27 protein-coding genes are annotated in these 15,674 nt (G+C 42.8%); 1 reads left to right on the forward strand and 26 read right to left on the reverse strand.

Annotation, left to right across the window (positions count from 1 at the left end; translation table 11 throughout):
* Position 1 precedes the first annotated feature (1 nt).
* From secY to hutU, 25 genes are all read right to left on the reverse strand, one after another.
* On the reverse strand, positions 2-1,801 hold the full coding sequence (gene secY / locus ABOO_RS07580; protein ID WP_008084059.1) for a preprotein translocase subunit SecY: 1,800 nt from the start codon (positions 1,799-1,801) through the stop codon (positions 2-4).
* Positions 1,794-2,219: an uL15m family ribosomal protein gene (locus ABOO_RS07585; RefSeq protein WP_012997445.1), complete on the reverse strand. Its 426-nt coding sequence runs from the start codon at positions 2,217-2,219 to the stop codon at positions 1,794-1,796. The genes secY and ABOO_RS07585 overlap by 8 nt, the downstream gene beginning before the upstream one ends.
* Complete coding sequence (locus ABOO_RS07590; protein WP_012997446.1) at positions 2,220-2,696, reverse strand: 50S ribosomal protein L30; 477 nt, start codon at positions 2,694-2,696, stop codon at positions 2,220-2,222.
* Positions 2,674-3,327, reverse strand: coding sequence for a 30S ribosomal protein S5 (locus ABOO_RS07595; RefSeq protein ID WP_008082879.1), 654 nt, complete (start codon positions 3,325-3,327; stop codon positions 2,674-2,676). The genes ABOO_RS07590 and ABOO_RS07595 overlap by 23 nt, the downstream gene beginning before the upstream one ends.
* A gap of 2 nt (positions 3,328-3,329) precedes the next feature.
* The gene (locus ABOO_RS07600; protein ID WP_008083189.1) at positions 3,330-3,827 is read right to left on the reverse strand and encodes a 50S ribosomal protein L18; all 498 of its coding nucleotides are present in this window, start codon (positions 3,825-3,827) and stop codon (positions 3,330-3,332) included.
* A 2-nt stretch (positions 3,828-3,829) separates the two neighbouring features.
* Complete coding sequence (locus ABOO_RS07605; RefSeq protein ID WP_012997447.1) at positions 3,830-4,282, reverse strand: 50S ribosomal protein L19e; 453 nt, start codon at positions 4,280-4,282, stop codon at positions 3,830-3,832.
* 1 nt (position 4,283) lies between these two features.
* Entirely contained in the window at positions 4,284-4,697 is a 414-nt protein-coding gene (locus tag ABOO_RS07610) for a 50S ribosomal protein L32e (protein ID WP_012997448.1), read from the reverse strand.
* Positions 4,698-4,702: 5 nt separating this feature from the next.
* Positions 4,703-5,239 (reverse strand): 50S ribosomal protein L6, encoded by a 537-nt coding sequence (locus ABOO_RS07615; RefSeq protein ID WP_012997449.1) that lies wholly within the window; start codon positions 5,237-5,239, stop codon positions 4,703-4,705.
* A gap of 10 nt (positions 5,240-5,249) precedes the next feature.
* Complete coding sequence (locus ABOO_RS07620; RefSeq protein WP_012997450.1) at positions 5,250-5,639, reverse strand: 30S ribosomal protein S8; 390 nt, start codon at positions 5,637-5,639, stop codon at positions 5,250-5,252.
* An 11-nt stretch (positions 5,640-5,650) separates the two neighbouring features.
* The gene (locus ABOO_RS07625) at positions 5,651-5,812 is read right to left on the reverse strand and encodes a 30S ribosomal protein S14 (protein WP_012997451.1); all 162 of its coding nucleotides are present in this window, start codon (positions 5,810-5,812) and stop codon (positions 5,651-5,653) included.
* Positions 5,812-6,348, reverse strand: a complete 537-nt coding sequence (locus tag ABOO_RS07630; RefSeq protein WP_012997452.1) for a 50S ribosomal protein L5 — start codon at positions 6,346-6,348, stop codon at positions 5,812-5,814. The genes ABOO_RS07625 and ABOO_RS07630 overlap by 1 nt, the downstream gene beginning before the upstream one ends.
* Complete coding sequence (locus tag ABOO_RS07635; RefSeq protein WP_012997453.1) at positions 6,345-7,055, reverse strand: 30S ribosomal protein S4e; 711 nt, start codon at positions 7,053-7,055, stop codon at positions 6,345-6,347. Before ABOO_RS07635 ends, ABOO_RS07630 begins: the two co-directional genes overlap by 4 nt.
* Positions 7,048-7,518 carry a 50S ribosomal protein L24 gene (gene rplX / locus ABOO_RS07640; RefSeq protein WP_012997454.1) on the reverse strand — a complete coding sequence of 157 codons (471 nt, stop codon included), beginning with the start codon at positions 7,516-7,518 and terminating at the stop codon, positions 7,048-7,050. Before rplX ends, ABOO_RS07635 begins: the two co-directional genes overlap by 8 nt.
* 10 nt (positions 7,519-7,528) lie before the next feature.
* A complete protein-coding gene (locus tag ABOO_RS07645; RefSeq protein ID WP_048102996.1) occupies positions 7,529-7,927 on the reverse strand; it encodes a 50S ribosomal protein L14 in 399 nt (132 codons plus the stop codon).
* A gap of 5 nt (positions 7,928-7,932) precedes the next feature.
* Positions 7,933-8,262: a 30S ribosomal protein S17 gene (locus ABOO_RS07650; protein WP_012997456.1), complete on the reverse strand. Its 330-nt coding sequence runs from the start codon at positions 8,260-8,262 to the stop codon at positions 7,933-7,935.
* Positions 8,259-8,540, reverse strand: a complete 282-nt coding sequence (locus ABOO_RS07655; protein ID WP_012997457.1) for a ribonuclease P protein component 1 — start codon at positions 8,538-8,540, stop codon at positions 8,259-8,261. Before ABOO_RS07655 ends, ABOO_RS07650 begins: the two co-directional genes overlap by 4 nt.
* The gene (gene rpmC, locus ABOO_RS07660; protein ID WP_012997458.1) at positions 8,537-8,731 is read right to left on the reverse strand and encodes a 50S ribosomal protein L29; all 195 of its coding nucleotides are present in this window, start codon (positions 8,729-8,731) and stop codon (positions 8,537-8,539) included. Before rpmC ends, ABOO_RS07655 begins: the two co-directional genes overlap by 4 nt.
* Positions 8,661-9,374, reverse strand: a complete 714-nt coding sequence (locus tag ABOO_RS07665) for a 30S ribosomal protein S3 (protein ID WP_012997459.1) — start codon at positions 9,372-9,374, stop codon at positions 8,661-8,663. The genes rpmC and ABOO_RS07665 overlap by 71 nt, the downstream gene beginning before the upstream one ends.
* Before the next feature lie 2 nt (positions 9,375-9,376).
* Entirely contained in the window at positions 9,377-9,832 is a 456-nt protein-coding gene (locus ABOO_RS07670) for a 50S ribosomal protein L22 (RefSeq protein WP_012997460.1), read from the reverse strand.
* Between the two features lie 9 nt (positions 9,833-9,841).
* The gene (locus ABOO_RS07675; RefSeq protein ID WP_012997461.1) at positions 9,842-10,297 is read right to left on the reverse strand and encodes a 30S ribosomal protein S19; all 456 of its coding nucleotides are present in this window, start codon (positions 10,295-10,297) and stop codon (positions 9,842-9,844) included.
* A gap of 5 nt (positions 10,298-10,302) precedes the next feature.
* Positions 10,303-11,007 carry a 50S ribosomal protein L2 gene (locus ABOO_RS07680; RefSeq protein ID WP_012997462.1) on the reverse strand — a complete coding sequence of 235 codons (705 nt, stop codon included), beginning with the start codon at positions 11,005-11,007 and terminating at the stop codon, positions 10,303-10,305.
* A gap of 10 nt (positions 11,008-11,017) precedes the next feature.
* Positions 11,018-11,281, reverse strand: a complete 264-nt coding sequence (locus ABOO_RS07685; RefSeq protein ID WP_008085379.1) for a 50S ribosomal protein L23 — start codon at positions 11,279-11,281, stop codon at positions 11,018-11,020.
* The gene (gene rpl4p / locus ABOO_RS07690; RefSeq protein WP_012997463.1) at positions 11,278-12,042 is read right to left on the reverse strand and encodes a 50S ribosomal protein L4; all 765 of its coding nucleotides are present in this window, start codon (positions 12,040-12,042) and stop codon (positions 11,278-11,280) included. Before rpl4p ends, ABOO_RS07685 begins: the two co-directional genes overlap by 4 nt.
* 3 nt (positions 12,043-12,045) lie before the next feature.
* Positions 12,046-13,068 (reverse strand): 50S ribosomal protein L3, encoded by a 1,023-nt coding sequence (locus tag ABOO_RS07695; protein WP_012997464.1) that lies wholly within the window; start codon positions 13,066-13,068, stop codon positions 12,046-12,048.
* Positions 13,069-13,227: 159 nt separating this feature from the next.
* Entirely contained in the window at positions 13,228-14,880 is a 1,653-nt protein-coding gene (hutU, locus tag ABOO_RS07700; RefSeq protein WP_048103035.1) for a urocanate hydratase, read from the reverse strand.
* 54 nt (positions 14,881-14,934) lie between these two features.
* Between hutU and ABOO_RS07705 the strand changes: the two genes are divergently transcribed.
* Positions 14,935-15,156, forward strand: coding sequence for a YhbY family RNA-binding protein (locus tag ABOO_RS07705; protein ID WP_012997466.1), 222 nt, complete (start codon positions 14,935-14,937; stop codon positions 15,154-15,156).
* Here ABOO_RS07705 and ABOO_RS07710 read toward each other — a convergent pair.
* A complete protein-coding gene (locus tag ABOO_RS07710) occupies positions 15,131-15,631 on the reverse strand; it encodes an HIT family protein (RefSeq protein ID WP_012997467.1) in 501 nt (166 codons plus the stop codon). The genes ABOO_RS07705 and ABOO_RS07710 overlap by 26 nt on opposite strands.
* Between the last annotated feature and the right edge of the window lie 43 nt (positions 15,632-15,674).

The following is a 15,674-nucleotide window of genomic DNA, read 5'->3' on the forward strand; positions in this document are numbered from 1 at the left end:
ATCACTCAAAGAACTGCCTTATTACAGGATGCATCTCCATCAACTGCTCTTTACCCATCGCTTCGTATAACTGGATGAGAATTCCCACAGTTAACAGCACACCAGTACCAGATGTATTTCCCACAGTGCCTATAAGGTCAGCAAAGGCAGCGAGAGCACCCACAGCAGCTCCACTGAATATGGTAACTGCAGGTATATATTTGTTTAATATTTTTTCAAGTACCGCAGGACTGCGTCTGAATCCTGGAATCTGCATCCCGCTTGATTGTATCTGCTTTGCAATTGCCTTTGCGTTCATATTTGCAGTCTCGATCCAGAACTTGGCAAAGATAATACTCATCCCTATCATAAAGCTTACAAATATTACCACATTGCCAACCAGCATCCAGTATGTTTGATATGTAAACACATAATGGTACGCCTGGGGATTTATCAGCGGCAAGAGCCAGTAGCTCAAACCTCTAACCCTATTAAGATAATACGCAATGCCGCCGATGGGCGTTGTGGTTTTAATTCCCCACTCTGCCGCTTGCTGAGGCGTAGGATAAGCCCCCAACCAAGGATTGTGTCCCAGTATCGGTATCTGGCTCAATGTGGGATTGCTCCAGAAGAGAATAGACCACATGGCAACATTTGCCAATAGAGCTGAAGTAAGTATGACAGGGATGTTGGATGAATACATCAACTTTATGGGATACCTACCACGAGCACCACGAGCGCGCTCGTGAGCCAAAGGTAATTCTATTTTTATACTTTGCACATAAGCAACGAACAGGAATATTATAGTAGTCCCTATAAGGGCAATTATTGGATTTGGTGGAGCAAACAAAATTGATTCTATTCTACCACTATAGAGCTGTGCAGCACTGCTGTGCGTTAATATATAAATTGTTTTAGGTATTGTACCGCTAGGAGGATTGTGAATGCTCAAAGGCATATTGGGATGAGGAGGAATCCAAGACACTACTCCTGTAAAAATAGCCTCTGAAACTCCAGCGGCTATGAATAAGGATATACCAGAGCCGATACCCCATTTTGATACTACCTCGTCCATAAGGAAAACTAGATATGAACCGAAGAATAATTGTAAGACGATTATGAGCTGTGCTAAGAACATGCCATGGCCAGGTGCAAATGCATCAAGGCCTTTTACAAAGGTATTTGAGGGTTGCAAATAACCAAAAACTTGCGGGATCGCTTCTACGAAAATCATAATTATGACCAATAACTTCTGCGTGCTTTGATATATTGCCTTATCATCATCCTTTGTCAAATCTATATTGAAGAGTTTAGCACCCACAAACAACTGCATAATAATACTTGCAGTAACTATTGGACCTATACCCAAGTGCACTAAGGAGCCAGAAGCACCGGCCATTATAGCACGGAAAGATGCAAAAAGATCTATTGTTTTAGCCCTATCCAATCCGTAAATGTAAATGTTGGTGAGGGAGAAATAAATGAGTAGCGTAAGGAATGTCCACATAAGCTTATGTTTAAATTGCACATGTCCCTTAGGCTTTCGAATTATCGGAAGATAATCTAAAACGGGCTTCAACCCATAAAGCTTGCTCTTATCTCCATTATATGAAACAATAAGATACCCCAAATAAAATAGAGGGACTGACCATAATACATATACAAGAAAATCAACCCATTGCACAGTCATTATTTTCCACATCTCTTGCAAACCAAGAAGTTTCCAGTTCACTATAGAGAAATAAAGGTATGTGAATACTATCCATGAGATCAGTACTGGTAGAGCCAGTCCCTTTTTGCGGGGTATCTCTTCCTCAGACATAGACCACTTCACCACCCACATCTTCTATTTTTTCAACGGCATTAGAAGATGCATATTTAACTTTAACTCTCATCTTCTTGGTTACTTTACCTTTACCAAGAAGCTTATTTATTCCCATTTTGCTCAGATCCACCTCGTATATATCTCCATCAAGTTTTGCAAATCCATTCTCCACCAGAGCGTCTATGTTCTCATTAAGTACTCCTATATTTATCGTGTTGATCTCCTCCTTGGGATGATGCGATGTAAATCCATGAGCTCCCCAAAGATATTCTGGATGCTTTAAAGCAAAACTCCAGTGATGCTTTCCAAGACCTGCGTAGCCGCGCCCTCCTTTCCTCCCTGCACCTCTTCTTCCCTTTATTCCATGTCCATAGGTATTTGAACCACGCATTTTTCTTGATTTTTTCCTTGCCATTTATTCCACCCCCGGTCCAAGCATTCTCAAAATAAGCTCGTTTATCTTTTCCCCTCTATATCCAAGGGCACCACCTTCGGTGAAATGTCTCTTAGTTTTCTCCCAGCCTTTTAATGGAGGGTGCAATCTAAAAACTGGCTTTACATTAGGGATGTCCTTATAAAGCACTTTTCCTTCAACTATTGCATCTGCCAATGCTGAGATGTTTTCAAATCCCATCTTCTCTTTCACATATTTGTCGGTTATAGGCTCGTCACCATATAACCTGCCACGAGTTCTTATCAATCTCTCCAAAGTATCCTTATTTATCTCACCCCAGGTTACATAATCTTTGACTTTTTGAAGCATACCTTTATATGAAGGGGTTTCCGGTATAAGAACACAGTGGTTAATTCTAGTTAAATTCAACATTTTTAGTGTGTCGCTTATCTCCTTTCTAACTCCAGTCCTACCTCTAACTCTGATCACTGCTAACATTCTCTACACCTCCTTTGTAAATTGGCATAATTAAACGGGGATTAACCCTAACTATTGTGGTTTGCTTTAAGGCATCATAAGTTGCAACAGCATAATTCACGGTGGTCTTCGTATGTCCCTGCGTAAAGCCCCAAACATCTTTAACTCCTGCAAGCTGTAGTATCGTTTTTGCCACATCCCCCACTGCCAGTCCAACACCCTTTGGTGCAGGCTTTAAAGTAACCCTAACAGAGCCACATTTGCCAGTAACTTTGAAGGGTAAAGAGTGGGGCATACCGCATCCGCATTCCCAAGAGCCACAACCACGCTTTATTTCAATAATATTTAGCTTCGCAACTTCAATTGCCTTTCTTATGGCAGCTCCAACTTCCTTAGCTTTTGCCTTTCCTATACCAACAAATCCATCTCCATTACCTACAGCAACCATAACTGAGAATTTTGTTCTTCTACCGCTATCTGTCATACGCTGAACCATTCTAACATCAATTACCTCTTCCTTAAGATTTGGAAGCAGAACATCAACTATCTCTGGCTCCCTCAGAGGTAAATTGCTTCTCAATGCTTGGGACATGTTGGTAATCTTTCCCTCATAAACGAGTTTCCCAAGCCTTGTTTTTGGCTCCCAGTCCATTTTTATACCTCCATTTTAGCTTTAACTTCTTCAAACATTTTTGCAATCTCCTCAGAGATGTGCTCACCTTTGATTCTATCCTCAGAAGGGTAAACTTCTTCACTATGGGGTACATACAAACCTGCATCCACCATTCCTTTCAGAGCTGCAAACACCCTTGAACCTTTTACCGGGCTCTGAAGCCCAATATCCAAAACTGCCTCTTCTATTCCCTTCTTAAGTGCTAATTTTCCTGCAAGATATCCAGTTAGGTACGCAGCAGGGGTGTTCTTGAAAGAGCCTTTCCATCCATACTTCTTCAAATGTGAGGAATTTACACCCACCAGTATCTTATCACCATCATCATGATACTCTACAATCTGCACAATTACATACCTCAAAGTTTTTCTTACAACTGCTCTCGGCTTACCGGATTTGAGATATGCTAGCCTCTTTCTGTAATTCGTCTTACCTTCTCTTCTCCTCCGCATCTTTACCCTATATATTGCATTTCTTGCCATACTCATTCCTCCTTAATGTACCCTTCTGCCTTTAAGTGCATCAAGAGATGGCTTCTGCTTTTAAATGTACCACCTTTAGCGAGCCTGTAAAAGCGTCTGTAAGCGTGCCTGTCTATCTTTCCACTATCCCTCAAATCCTTGAGGGTGGCTCTTATGGGTCTTATGGTCTTCATCCATCTCTGTTTCCTGGGATATCTTGCATACTTCTTTCCCTTTCTTGAACCTGGGCCCTTGCGACGACCCTTTTCCTTCTGCATCTTTATGTAATTTGCCCTTACCCTTGAAGTTCCCTTTATCTTCTTCCTCTTAATCAGCCCTCTCTTTATCAGCATTTTAATATCCTCTCTTGTTACAGCTTCTTTAATCTCATCTAAAGCATTCGGGTCCATCCAAACTCGCTCTTCACCACATTTTAATATGCTCGCAGCCAATCTTCTCTGAAACTTGACATCCATCTCACTCACCCCTAAGCATAGGATTGAGCACCCTTATATTGAGCTCCTTCGCCTTTTTCTCTATTTCCGTTCTCTTTTTCACCCCAACCCTGCTGGCAATTCTTATTGCCTCTCTCTCGGGGTTTATACCTTCTAAATCTTTCACATTGTGAACGAGAACCTCTTTAAAGCCAGAAGGATGCAAACCGCGAACTTTCCTTGGACCTCTATATCCAGAATCAACCACAGGAGGTCTATAACCTTTATGCTCCCTCATCTTAGAATGCTTACCCTTGGGTCTTCTCCAATGATCTCCCAACCTCTTGTAGCGGAACCACTCTTGCCTCCTGAACCATGGCCTTTTGCGATTCATCTCATTACGAAGCTTTAAAAGCCTTTTTTCTTCATCTGTAAGTTTTGGCTTAATCTTGGTCATTTAATTCACCCCTTCTTAACTATGTAAATTCCATCTTGGAACACGCGAGGATCTCTATTCTTTATTCTCGTAGCCCTCTCAATATTCGCCGCAGTTTGACCTGCATGCTCCTTGTTTATACTCTTTACAATTACCATATCTCCCTTTATCTCAACCTTTGCATCGCCGAAGATGTCTGCGTATCTTGGAGATCTCTCACCCATGAAATTCTCAATTACAACCTTATTTCCCTTAACTGTTACTTTCATAGGGAAGTGAGCGTAAAGGATTTTAAGATGATATTCAAATCCTTCAGTAACTCCCTTGATCATATTGAGCACATGAGCTTTCCAAGTGCCTGCTAGGGCGTATTCTTTCTTCTTTGGCAATGGACAATAAACAATAATCTTGCCCTCTTCTATTTTCATCTTAACTCTCGTATGCTTGAATTCTCTAACTAATTCACCCTTTGGACCTTTGATGTGAAGATCAAATCCGTCCAAACTGGCTTCAACGCCTTCGGGAATCGTAATTTCATGCTTAACTATATCTGCAACTGGCATTCATACCACCTCAGTACACATAGGCCAACAGCTTTCCTCCAACACCCATCTTCTTCGCCTCACTATGGGTCATCACACCTTTATTAGTGGTGATTATGAGTATTCCGAAGTCCTGTGCTGGCAGGTACCTTGATTCAAACTTCTCCAAGTCATCTCTCTTAACCGCAAACCTTGGTTTTATTGCCCCACATCTGTTTATTGTTGCTCCAAGGTGAACCTTGAAAAGACCTCCCCTTCCGTCCTCAACATACTCAAATTCTTCAATGTATGAGTGGTCTTGCATTATTTTCAGAACTCTACCTATTAGCTTCGAGGCTGGCTTTATTATTACATCTCTCCTTCCAGCCATAGCAGCGTTGTTTATGCGCGAGAGCGCATCACTTAATGGATCATTCTGCATTTTTCATCACCTCAGGAATACTTTCTAAATCCAAGCTCGTAGGCAACCTCTCTAAAGCATTGCCTGCAGAGCCTGAGCCCGTATCTCCTTATGACTCCTCTCTTTCTACCACATCTTACACATCCTTCACTTCTGCCAAATTTCTTCTTGGGTCTGAGCTTTACACGAACCATCATTCCACCTCCAGTATGTTGAGGTTGAACTTCTCACGCATAAACTGCATGGTCTCTTCTCTCGTAACTTTGTGCCTTGCAGGAATCTTTGCCCTCTTTATTCTCCTGCGGAGTACCCTATGTCCACCTCTTCTCTTAAACACCACATTAATGTCCATACCAAATATGCCAATATCCGGATCGTATTTCATTCCCTCAAATTCTGTGTAATCGGATATCCCAAAGCTTAAATTTCCTTGAGAGTCAAATGAATAATTTGGAACCTTAAAATCCTTAACCCAGAGAGCTCTGCGAAGGAAATCCTCTGCCTCTTTACCTCTTAGTGTCACCTTTAACCCTATTGGTAGACCTTTTCTTATGTTGAAATCCCTTATTGTCTTCTTTGATGTTGTCTGCACGGGCTTTCTGTGTGTTAGGAGATCGATAACCTTTTCTGCCCTTCTCAACTTCTCTCCTGCCTCTCCAACTCCCATATTGATTACGACTTTATCAATGACGATATCTCTCATAGGATTATTCAATTTCTCTTCCTTCATAAGGCGCTCACCTCAGGTATCGTGATTTCCGGCTTTCCAACGCCTATAACGAATACATAGCGCTTTGGAATCTCAAATCCCTCTTCAAATCTAACCATATTATCCTGTGGGCTTCTTACAACCACATACTCTTTTATGTGTGCCACCCTTCCTCTATGGGTTCCACCGGTAACTATGGCAACACTTCCCTCAGCTAGGGGATAATGGCTCAAAATTTCCTGTGTGGGCAGTTTTATCTTGAGAACATCTCCAGTTTTATATTTATTCTCGTCAAGCAATATGTTCCTTCCATCGTGAAGGTTGAGCTGAATCTTACCTCCAGGCACCACGCTCTTGTTCTCGATTCTAACCAACTTCCATTCTGCATGATCCTCAGGAATCTCAACTATACGCATATTACCATTAACATCATAAACCGCTCTGTAGTGCTTGTTGATATCCCCTATGCTTATAACATCCATAAATCCTATTGGAAACTTAACATCCCTTACTACCCTACCATCTACCTTAACCTTTCTGGAATTCAATATCTTCTTGGCCTCTCTCTTGTTGCTGGCAATGCCCAGTATCTCTCTTAATACCACAAGTAAGGGTATGGACTCGTGAGCTCCATGCGGACCCGGAGATACCTTTGGAGCAAATGGGTATTTTTTCCTTGCTATTGGCCAGGTTCGTGGAGCTGCAAGTCTCTTAACATGATCACTCATTTTCGTTCACCTCTTCTTCCTCTTTCTCTTCTTCCTTTTCTTCCTCCTCTTCTGCCTCAACTTCTTCCGACTCTTCTAACTCTTCGATGCTTACTCCTCTCTTTTCCTCAGCGAGTTTGTAGATCTTTTCTTTCCTCTTTGGATCGCTCAAATCAAGCTTAATAAGCATCAGGTTGGACGGATGAATCCAATACTGAACTGCCTTATTATCCACCTTTCTAACAGTAACACCTTCAACTGCAACACGCATATTTTTGAGATTAACTTTTACAACCTTACCTTCATGACCCTTGAACTTACCCCTCATAACCTTCACAATATCTCCTTTTCTAACAGTTAAACTCCTAAGCCCGTACTTTCCATAGAGCTCATCACTTAAATGAGATTTCATCATCTTCTGCCTCTTGTGCTTAGGAGCGTTGTAAAGCATCTTTCTTTGTTTTCTTGGTAAATATGACACCATTTTCAACACCTCATACAATAATGCTGGAGATTGCCGCAATCCTCGGCCATCTTTCTGCAGCCTCCCTAGCCACAGGACCCTTTATTTCAGAACCTTTCGTTTCACCGTTAGGCGTGACTATCACAGCAGCATTATCCTCAAACTGCACCCAGGTTCCATCTGCACGCCTAAAGGGCCTGCGCTGCCTCACTATCACAGCAGGAAATACCTTTTTACGCATATCAGGGCTACCTTTTTTAACGCTAACAATGACCATATCACCCACGCCTGCAGAAGGATATTTTCTAGCGACACTATGGTATTTTAAAACCTGTATTATCTCAACTTCCTTGGCTCCCGTATTATCAGCGCAAACCAATCTTGCACCGGTGGGCAATCCACGGGTTTGTCTACCAGCAATTCCCTTCAACTCACTCACCTCTCAATTTTTTCAATAACCACAAAGCTAACGGTCTTGCTCAGGGGCCTGCATTCCATAAAGCGAACCTTATCTCCAACCTTCGCATCTATACAGGGCGGATTGTGAACATGATATCTTCTGCGCCTTTTTTCATACCTTTCATATTTTTTCACATATCTCAGATATTCTCTCTCAACTACCACAGTGTTCATCATCTTATCAGATATCACTACACCTTCCATTATTTGACCACGAACCTTCAGGTTTCCATGCCACGGGCAATTTGGATCGTTGCACTCTTTTTCTGGCGGCTTTGCATCCACACCAATATCTCTATATGTCATTTTATTCTCCTCCTCATAAGCTTTTTAATTCTCTCGTGAGGTCTATAATTTATCCTATCTCCTCTTATCGTAACATACTCATCTCCAAGCCAAACTCCAAACTTGGCACCTTTCTTCATTATCATCTTCCTTTCTCCATTCTCTTCAATTATCAACATATGGTATGTTTCATCCACTATTCTTCCTCTCTTCCCAATCTGATTTGGATTGGTTGAATCCTTAATTTCTACATCAAGTCCGATTAACTCATGCATCTCTATATTTCTCCTGCTTCTCATTCGTTCATCACCGTCAGTATTCTCGCAATCTGCCTTCTCAAACTCCTTATCTTTCCTGGGCTCGGTGGAGCACCTCCCATAGCACTCAAACCGAGCTCGTGCATAAGCTCTTCTCTGAGCTCACTGAGTCTCTTTAGCCTCTCTTCCGGACTCATTTCCCTTATCTGCTTCGCTTTGAGTTCCTTCGGCATTTTCATTCACCTCTTCCTTAATATCTTCATTTACTTTCTCTTCCTCAGCCTCCACAGGAGGAAGTATATTTACCTCATCTGGCAATTTGGCATCTGGAGGCATTATTTTTACTGTGACTCCAATTATACCCGGCTTCGTTTTGGCAGTAGCATAGCCCATACGAACCAATTCCACAGGTTTACCATTATACTTTATAGTTCCATCCATAAATTTCTCAGTTCTAGCCCTATCTCCCGTCAACTTTCCAGAAATTATTATCTGAGCACCCTTTGCTCCAGCTTCCATTATGCGCCTTAGAGTAGAATGCCCTGCCCTTCTGAAATGCCAGCCACGCTCAAGAGCCATAGCCAGCTTTTGAGCCATTATTTGAGCATTTAGGTAGGGATTTGGAGATTCCTTAACCTCTATTGTTGGATTTTCAACACCAAAATCCTGCTGCAATTTATCTGTGAGCTCCTTAATCTTAGCACCCTTCCTTCCTATGACCATACCTGGCCTTTCCACTTCAAGAATGATTCTAGTGCCAAGAGGTGTGCGTTGAATTTCCAAACCTCCAAATCCTGCCATCGCAGTCTCTTTCATAAGGTATTCTTTCATAAGAAGGCGATTAACATTTTCCTTCACAAATTTTCTTTCATCCATATTTATTCCTCCTCAGGAGTTCTCTCTTCTAAGATAACCTCTATGTTCACCATTTCCCTGCGTATTTCCACGGATCTACCCTGAGCTCTCGGAACATATCTTTTGTAAATCCTTCCTTTATGCGCTGCAATGTGCATTATGTAAAGATTATCGGTGTCCAAATCATTATTCTCAGCATTTGCCTCTGCATTTTCTAGAATTTTTAAAACATGCTTTGCTACTTTAACAGGATATCTTCCAGGCCCAATCCCTCTTCTATGAGAGATGGAATCGAGATATCTGAAATAAGGAACTGCACGCTTTTTATTTATCACATCCTCCAGAAAATCCTTGGCCTCATCTAAACGCATTCCCTTTATCGCTCTGCACAGGTTTACAGAATCCTTCAAGGAAATTGGTAAATCCTTTCCGTAGGATTTTGCGTATTTATCGCCTTCCACCTTAATACTGTAGGGCATTTAATCACCTCACTTAAGCGGTACGAACTTGGAGCTTCTAGTTGCTCCCACACCAGGACCACTATGCTTGACTTCCTTCCTTGTTAGAGCAAATTCTCCAAGATAATGGCCAATCATCTCCGGCTTGATTTCAACTTCCACGAATTCCTTTCCATTATGCACCGCTACCCTCTTGCCTACAAATTGAGGCAGAATGATAAGATCACGGCGGTGGGTTTTCACAACTTTATCTGAATTTATTATTTTTCTGACAGCTTTCATACGCTCCTCGTCCCAGCCCCTCTTTAAAGTTCTCCTTGCTCTTGCGGGAAGGAGCTCTGCAAACTCATCCCAGTTCATCTTCTGCAATTCTTCAAGGCTATAACCGCGATAGGAGAACTCCTTCATTCTTCCCATTACTAGCTTCCTAGTCTTCCTCTTCCTCCTTCTCGCCGCCTTGGCACTTATCTTCCTCATCTTAGCCATTTATTTCACCTCTTCTTCTTTTTCTTCTTGGGTGATAATCTTCCAACCTTCCTGCCTGGAGGTGCATTCCTGCTAACTGTGCTAGGCCTACCCACATGCTGATGATTTCCACCACCATGAGGATGATCCACCGCATTCATCGCTACACCGCGAACCTGTACATGTTTCCTAGCCTTTGAACGCCAAGCATGATAAACCTTACCAGCTTTAAGCATAGGTTTATCTTTTCTTCCCCCTCCTGCAACCACACCGATAGTTGCTCTGCACCTTGGATCAAACAGCTTGAACTCGCCTGAGGGCATCTGCACCGTTGTCTTTATGCCATGGGTAACAATCTGCGCATAATTGCCCCCGGTGCGTATGTACCTGCCACCATCCCCTGGCTGTGCTTCTATGTTATATATGGGAACTCCTTCCGGTATACTTCCCAAGGGCAAAACATTACCCGGCCTGATATCCGCATCCGCCCCAATCTCTATTTCCTGACCTTCGTACATACCTGCATGGGCAAGCATGAGAACTTTATCACCATTATCAAGCACAACCCTTGCCAACGGCGCGGTATGGCCCGGGTCGTGAAATATCTCTTTAACTACACCTTTACCCTTCTCAACCTTTGGATTGATGGGCCTGCCAGCATATCTGTGACTAGGAGCCCTATAAACAGAGGTTCCACGACCTCTCCTCTGAGGGATTATTCTCTTACCCATTTACACCACCTTAGAATATACCTAACCTCATGCCGACCTCCTCGGCACTATATCCTTTCTTCAATTTCACAATTGCCTTCTTTCCATACTTGGTTATGTAAGTATTCACTTGCTCAACTTCCACATTGAATAAGCGCTCTATTGCATTCTTAACCTGAGTTTTAGTTGCATCTCTCCTTATTATGAACGTGAGTTTATTCTCTTTCTCTATAAGCAAGAGAGTTTTCTCTGTAACATAGGGCTTTATTATGACTCTCGTTGGGTGAAATGTCATTTAGCCCACCTCCTGATCTCCTTTATAGCACTTTCCGTGAAAATTGCCAAGCGACCTGCATGAGTTCCGGGAGCGAGAACTTCTGCATTTAACTCACGAGGAGTAACAATATCCACTCCAGGCAGATTCCTGAAACCCTTCAGAACATTATCCTTGTTGGATACAACTATCAAAACGCTCTTCTTTTTCTTGTACCTTCTACCTCTTCTCTTGCCCTTTCCTCCACGGATGCGTTTCTCGCTTGCTCTTATAATATCCTCATAAATACCCAAATTCTGCAATACCCTAATGGCTTCTTTCACAGTGGAGATGTTCTCAAACTCATCCTCAACCACAACGGGCAAGGTTATATCGGGAGAGAATTTGTGGCCCCTTTTGGCAACCATAACCTTATTTGAGGTCATTGATAATGCAGAATATTTTGCTAAGCGGCGCATCTTTATGTTCATCTTTCTCTTCCAAACTTTTTGGGTTGTCGGTGGATGTCCAGCTCTGCCACCAACGGTACTTGGAATTATGGCACCCCTTGAAGTATGCCCAACACGGGGCACCATCTTCGATATGCCATGCCCTGGACCCCAAGATTCAGCAACACGGCGCATACCTGCTGTTGGACTCACACCATGAGGTTGGACCCTATTAAGCTGAAATATCCTAACTGCCTCTTTTATTAAATCTGGCCTATATGGATAATTGAAAACTTTTGGAAGGGTTATTTGTCTCTTTACCTCACCATCAACTGTGTAAACATTAACACGCATTCATCACACCCCCTGCTTGGATTCGAGGGAAACATAGGTGATTTCAATGCCTTCCACATCCTCCAGTGTTTGTCTAACTGGATCACGGAATCTTATTAACCTCTTAGCCGGACCTGGAACAGAGCCATGGATGAGAACATACGCATTCTTAACTTCTCCATAATGCGGAAAACCACCCTTTGGAGTTATATCGATTGCAAGTCTCTTCTCACCATTCTCCTCTATGAAATCCACATATTTCACTATCCTTTTATTGTACTCCGTTCTCTGATGATATCCCATCTGACCCGCTTGTGGCACAGTGTAGCGAACCCAGTCAGGATGCCAAGGTCCGAGAGTGCCTATCATACGGCGGTGCTTTCTATTCTTTTGATTTAGAAGCTTAACTCCGAATCTCTTAACATGGCCCTGAAAACCCTTACCCTTAGTTATGGCAATAACATCCACAAATTTACCATCACTCTTGAAATCTGAAAATTTAATCTCCTTGCCCAAGAGATTCAGGGCATACTCTTTACGGGCATCAATTGTGCCTCCACCAACGCGAATCTCCATAATATCTGGAGCCTTTTTAGGCACGCCACTAACCAATCTTGGTTGAGTATGAACTATTAGGCGAATATCTTCAATATCACCCTTAATTCTTTCTAGCGCCTTATCCTTGCTGTATTCTTTGGGTAAAGGAAATCTCCTCGCAAGCTCTTTATCAAGGTTTTCATCCCATACCTCGCCTATGCTTTTCAGCCCATACATAGTTCTTTCATAAAACCTAACACCTGCTACCTTCATAGGTGGAACTTCAATAACGGTAACAGGAGTCCATATCTCTTGACCTGCAGTAGTGGTATGCTTCCTCCAGTCAATTGTAAACACATGGGTCATTCCAGCTTTATAGCCGGCAAAACCCTGAATCCTGGGACCATCTTCTATCTCTGGCCAAGTCCTTATTCTAGGAATAGGACTCGCTGCTCTCTTTCTCGGATAATACGCCATAGAGCCTCGTCTAGGATGATGTGCACTTCCCATATTTTTCACCTCGCAGGAGCCGTGACGCCGTCACTACGCCCAAAACACATTTTTGGGCGTGCTCACGGGCCATATTGCCCATGGCGTCTGGCTAGCCTTTTTCTTTTGCTCCCATAAAGATATTTTGTATATAAAGAATTCGGAGAAAAAAGAAGAAAATTATTTGAGCATGGGCATCCAGATGCCCTTCTCCTTAGCAGTTCTTATTGCTATCTCGTATCCCGCATCGGCGTGACGCACAACACCTAAGCCAGGATCATTGTGCAACACCCTTGCAAGTTTCTGCTCAGCAAGCTTCGTTCCATCCGCAACTATCACCATACCCGCATGCAAAGAGTAACCTATGCCAACTCCACCTCCATGGTGGAAAGATACCCAAGTAGCACCGGAGGCCACATTGAGCATAGCGTTGAGAATTGGCCAATCTGCGATTGCCTCACTTCCATCTTTCATCTTCTCCGTCTCTCTATAAGGCGAGGCTACGCTTCCAGTGTCATGATGATCTCGGCCAATAGCTATGGGCGCATCCACCACTCCCTCGCGAACTAATTCGTTGAATGCCAGTCCTGCTTTTTCTCTCTCTCCAAAATTGAGCCACAGGATTCTCGCAGGTAATCCCTGCCACTTCACATGCTCTTCCGCCTTATCTAACCACTGGATAACATGCTTATTCTCCGGGAACAATTTTCTTATTGCATTGTCAGTCTCAAATATATCCTCTGGGTTTCCGCTCAAAGCAACCCATCTAAAAGGCCCACTTCCTTCGGAGAACAATGGGCGAATATACTCAGGTACATACCCAGGAATCTTAAATGCATCCTCAACGCCAGCCTCCTTTGCCTGTGCCCTGATATTGTTTCCGTAATCAAATACCTTGGCTCCACGCTCTTTGAACCATACCATTGCGGGCACATGCTTGCGGAGAGACTTGCGTACTTCTTCAAGGTACTTCTCAGGATCGTTTTCTCTCAATTCTGCTGCTTCCTCCACAGTATATCCAGCTGGAATGTATCCATTAAGCGGGTCATGAGCGGCAGTTTGATCTGTAACAATATCTGGCACAATGCCTCTGCGCACAAGTTCTGGATAGACATCTGCAGCATTAGCAAGTAAACCTATACTTAATGGCTTTCCTTCTTTGAGGGCTTCATCTTTCATCTTAAGCGCTTCATCCAAACTATCTGTCCAGGTATCCAAATATCCGCCTTTTAATCTCCGCTCTATGGCCCATTTATTAACCTCAACTATTATCCCAACTCCGTTGTTCATTGTTATTGCAAGAGGCTGTGCTCCTCCCATCTCTCCCAATCCTGAGGAAAGAACCCACTTACCTGTCAAATCATGCTGTCCGAATTCTTTGCGCGCGACTGCATAGAGAGTCTCATAGGTTCCTTGAAGAATTCCCTGCGTTCCAATATAAATCCATGAGCCGGCGGTCATCTGTCCGTACATTATTAATCCTCTTTCTTCTAACTCCCGGAAATATTCCCAAGTGGCCCATTTTGGAACAAGGTTCGAGTTTGCGATGAGAACACGGGGAGCCCATTCGTGAGTTTTGAAAACAGCAACGGGCTTTCCACTCTGCACAATAAGGGTCTCATCAGTTTCCATCTCTTTGAGAGTTTTTACAATTGCATCGAACGATTCCCAATTCCTCGCAGCACGACCAGTACCACCATAAACTATGAGATGTGCAGGATCCTTGGCCACTTCAGGGTCAAGATTATTCATAAGCAATCTCAATGGCGCCTCAGTTTGCCATGATTTTGCATTCAATTTTGTGCCTCTGGGGGCTCTAATTTCTCGCATAATTTCCACATGAAATGAATAGATAAATATTTTATTAAAGGCCTCGATACTCTTTCTATGGATATAAAAGCAACTGTGCAGATAGGCAAGGGAGGAATAACGGATGGCGTGAAAAGAGAGATAAAGGAGCAGTTAAAAAAGAGAAAGATAATCAAGATAAAATTCTTGCAAAACGCGGATAGAGAGAACTTCAAAGAAAAAATTGAAAAATTAGCAAAGGATGTGAATGCCGAAATTTTGGAGATTAGAGGATTCACTGCTGTTCTGAAGAAGAGATGAGTTTCTCAATTTCCCTTTTCAATTCTTTGTAATTTTCCCTTATCCCTTGAACAATTACCTTAGTATCGCTTATGACAGGCATGAAATTCGTATCTCCATTCCATCTTGGCACAATGTGCACATGCAAATGCCCTTCTATGCCGGCCCCGGCAACTCTTCCAATGTTCAGTCCTATGTTGAAGCCCTGAGGATTCATCGTCCTCTTTATAACCCTTACCATAAGTGCTGTGAGTGCGTGTACATCTTCCCATTCTTCCTCGCTTAAATCTTCAATCTCACCCACATGTCTGTAAGGTGCAACCATCACATGCCCAGGATTGTATGGATAATTGTTCATTATGACAAAAGCATGTTTGCCTCGATAGAGAATTAGATTTTTCTCATCATCCCCATTGGGCAATTTGCAAAATATACATTCATCCATCTTCTCCATGCGGATATACTCAATTCTCCAAGGTGCCCATAGCTGTTGCATAAAGCATGATGGCAAAGGATTATTAAAAAGATACCGATATTCA

The organism is Aciduliprofundum boonei T469 (assembly GCF_000025665.1).
GTDB lineage: Archaea > Thermoplasmatota > Thermoplasmata > Thermoplasmatales > Aciduliprofundaceae > Aciduliprofundum > Aciduliprofundum boonei.

Bases quoted from the DNA above. Each gene is read 5' to 3' on its own strand.
- secY (WP_008084059.1), bottom strand. From the start codon at position 1,801: ATGTCTGAGGAAGAGATACCCCGCAAAAAGGGACTGGCTCTACCAGTA.
- ABOO_RS07585 (WP_012997445.1), bottom strand. From the start codon at position 2,219: ATGGCAAGGAAAAAATCAAGAAAAATGCGTGGTTCAAATACCTATGGA.
- ABOO_RS07590 (WP_012997446.1), bottom strand. From the start codon at position 2,696: ATGTTAGCAGTGATCAGAGTTAGAGGTAGGACTGGAGTTAGAAAGGAG.
- ABOO_RS07595 (WP_008082879.1), bottom strand. From the start codon at position 3,327: ATGGACTGGGAGCCAAAAACAAGGCTTGGGAAACTCGTTTATGAGGGA.
- ABOO_RS07600 (WP_008083189.1), bottom strand. From the start codon at position 3,827: ATGGCAAGAAATGCAATATATAGGGTAAAGATGCGGAGGAGAAGAGAA.
- ABOO_RS07605 (WP_012997447.1), bottom strand. From the start codon at position 4,282: ATGGATGTCAAGTTTCAGAGAAGATTGGCTGCGAGCATATTAAAATGT.
- ABOO_RS07610 (WP_012997448.1), bottom strand. From the start codon at position 4,697: ATGACCAAGATTAAGCCAAAACTTACAGATGAAGAAAAAAGGCTTTTA.
- ABOO_RS07615 (WP_012997449.1), bottom strand. From the start codon at position 5,239: ATGCCAGTTGCAGATATAGTTAAGCATGAAATTACGATTCCCGAAGGC.
- ABOO_RS07620 (WP_012997450.1), bottom strand. From the start codon at position 5,639: ATGCAGAATGATCCATTAAGTGATGCGCTCTCGCGCATAAACAACGCT.
- ABOO_RS07625 (WP_012997451.1), bottom strand. From the start codon at position 5,812: ATGGTTCGTGTAAAGCTCAGACCCAAGAAGAAATTTGGCAGAAGTGAA.
- ABOO_RS07630 (WP_012997452.1), bottom strand. From the start codon at position 6,348: ATGAAGGAAGAGAAATTGAATAATCCTATGAGAGATATCGTCATTGAT.
- ABOO_RS07635 (WP_012997453.1), bottom strand. From the start codon at position 7,055: ATGAGTGATCATGTTAAGAGACTTGCAGCTCCACGAACCTGGCCAATA.
- rplX (WP_012997454.1), bottom strand. From the start codon at position 7,518: ATGGTGTCATATTTACCAAGAAAACAAAGAAAGATGCTTTACAACGCT.
- ABOO_RS07650 (WP_012997456.1), bottom strand. From the start codon at position 8,262: ATGACATATAGAGATATTGGTGTGGATGCAAAGCCGCCAGAAAAAGAG.
- ABOO_RS07655 (WP_012997457.1), bottom strand. From the start codon at position 8,540: ATGAGAAGCAGGAGAAATATAGAGATGCATGAGTTAATCGGACTTGAT.
- rpmC (WP_012997458.1), bottom strand. From the start codon at position 8,731: ATGCCGAAGGAACTCAAAGCGAAGCAGATAAGGGAAATGAGTCCGGAA.
- ABOO_RS07665 (WP_012997459.1), bottom strand. From the start codon at position 9,374: ATGGATGAAAGAAAATTTGTGAAGGAAAATGTTAATCGCCTTCTTATG.
- ABOO_RS07670 (WP_012997460.1), bottom strand. From the start codon at position 9,832: ATGCCCTACAGTATTAAGGTGGAAGGCGATAAATACGCAAAATCCTAC.
- ABOO_RS07675 (WP_012997461.1), bottom strand. From the start codon at position 10,297: ATGGCTAAGATGAGGAAGATAAGTGCCAAGGCGGCGAGAAGGAGGAAG.
- ABOO_RS07680 (WP_012997462.1), bottom strand. From the start codon at position 11,007: ATGGGTAAGAGAATAATCCCTCAGAGGAGAGGTCGTGGAACCTCTGTT.
- ABOO_RS07685 (WP_008085379.1), bottom strand. From the start codon at position 11,281: ATGACATTTCACCCAACGAGAGTCATAATAAAGCCCTATGTTACAGAG.
- rpl4p (WP_012997463.1), bottom strand. From the start codon at position 12,042: ATGCGTGTTAATGTTTACACAGTTGATGGTGAGGTAAAGAGACAAATA.
- ABOO_RS07695 (WP_012997464.1), bottom strand. From the start codon at position 13,068: ATGGGAAGTGCACATCATCCTAGACGAGGCTCTATGGCGTATTATCCG.
- ABOO_RS07705 (WP_012997466.1), top strand. From the start codon at position 14,935: ATGGATATAAAAGCAACTGTGCAGATAGGCAAGGGAGGAATAACGGAT.
- ABOO_RS07710 (WP_012997467.1), bottom strand. From the start codon at position 15,631: ATGCAACAGCTATGGGCACCTTGGAGAATTGAGTATATCCGCATGGAG.